This window comes from Rhodopseudomonas sp. B29 (assembly GCF_000333455.1).
In the GTDB taxonomy this organism is placed as follows: Bacteria; Pseudomonadota; Alphaproteobacteria; order Rhizobiales; family Xanthobacteraceae; genus Rhodopseudomonas.
In genome coordinates this window covers 1-1,283 of record NZ_BADD01000651.1, presented here as the reverse complement: position 1 = coordinate 1,283, position 1,283 = coordinate 1, and the positions used below count along the sequence as shown (strand labels likewise).

Sequence of the window (1,283 nt, the reverse complement as noted above, 5' to 3'; positions counted from 1 at the left end):
ATCCATTTCACCGGCCGGCCACAGGCGCGGGCCGCGGCGGCGATCAGTACGATATAGGGAAACACGCCCTGCTTGACGCCGAAGCTGCCGCCGGAATCCGGCGGCGTGCGCAGTCGTAGCCGGTTGCCAGGTACTTTCAGCGCCCGCGAGATCACCGCGTGAATGCTGAACGGACCCTGGAAATTAGCCAGAATGTCGAACGCATTCTCTAGCGGATCGTAGGACGCCACCACGCCGTAGGTTTCGATCGGCGTGCAGGAATTGCGCGGGTAGCGAATGTCGATCGTGACGCGGCGTGCCGACGCGAACGCCGCCTCGGGATCGCCGTAGCGAAAGCGCCGATCGCTGGCGACGTTGGCGGGGAAGCCGTCGTGCAGCAACGCCGCGTGGGGCGAGATCGCCGCGACCGGATCGGTCACCGCGGCGCGAACCTGATAGCGCACATCGATCAGATCGACGGCGTCTTCGGCCTTGTAGCGGTCCGACGCCACCACGACGGCCACGGGTTCACCGACATAGCGGACGCGATCCACGGCGATGGGCCAGCACTCGACCGGCGCTTTGACGCCGACGACCAAGCTTGCGGTCGACGCCGTGATATCGGCGCCGGTGAGCACCGCAGCGACGCCCGGCGCCGCTTTGGCGGCGGCGATATCCATCAATGTGATATCGGCGTGGGCGTGAGGCGACCGAAGAATGGCGGCGTATAACGTGCCCGGCGCGACACCGAGATCGTCCATGAAGCGACCGCGGCCGGTCAGCAGCGCACCGTCCTCGACCCGCTCCAGCGAGCGGCCGATCCAGCCGGACTCCGGCTCGTGGCGATCTGATACTTGGGCGCTGCGGTTCATCCCGTGACCTTGACGACCGCGTTTTCTGTGACGCGTCGTCAGGCCTTTTCACGGGAGGCGCGCGGAACGGCCATACCGCCCGCTCTCACAACCTACCAAATCGTCTCATTCGACATGCTGCAGTGCCGAAGCGGTCAGTGTGCCAACCGCGACACCGCGCGGAACTCTCGGGGACTGACGCCGGTGTGATTGCGGAAGAACCGCGTGAAGTGCGCCGGGATATCGAAACCCAGCCGCGTGCCAATTTCAGCGATGTTGGCATTGCCATTCACCACCGCATCGACCGCACGCTCGAGCCGCGCCACATTGAGGTAGACGCGGGGCGGAACCCCCATCGAGTTCTCGAACAGTCGGAAGAAATGCGATCGCGAGACGCCGGCCGCCTTTGCGAGCGAACCGACATCGGCGTCGTAAGGCAAATCCGCCCGGATC

2 protein-coding genes are annotated in these 1,283 nt (G+C 65.4%); both read right to left on the bottom strand.

Annotated elements, in window-relative coordinates; genetic code table 11:
* The coding region (locus tag I5M_RS23360) for a xanthine dehydrogenase family protein molybdopterin-binding subunit (RefSeq protein WP_031337387.1) at window positions 1-851 on the bottom strand (851 nt) is incomplete at its 3' end.
* Between the two features lie 134 nt (window positions 852-985).
* The coding region (locus I5M_RS23355) for a helix-turn-helix transcriptional regulator (protein WP_022723606.1) at window positions 986-1,283 on the bottom strand (298 nt) is incomplete at its 5' end.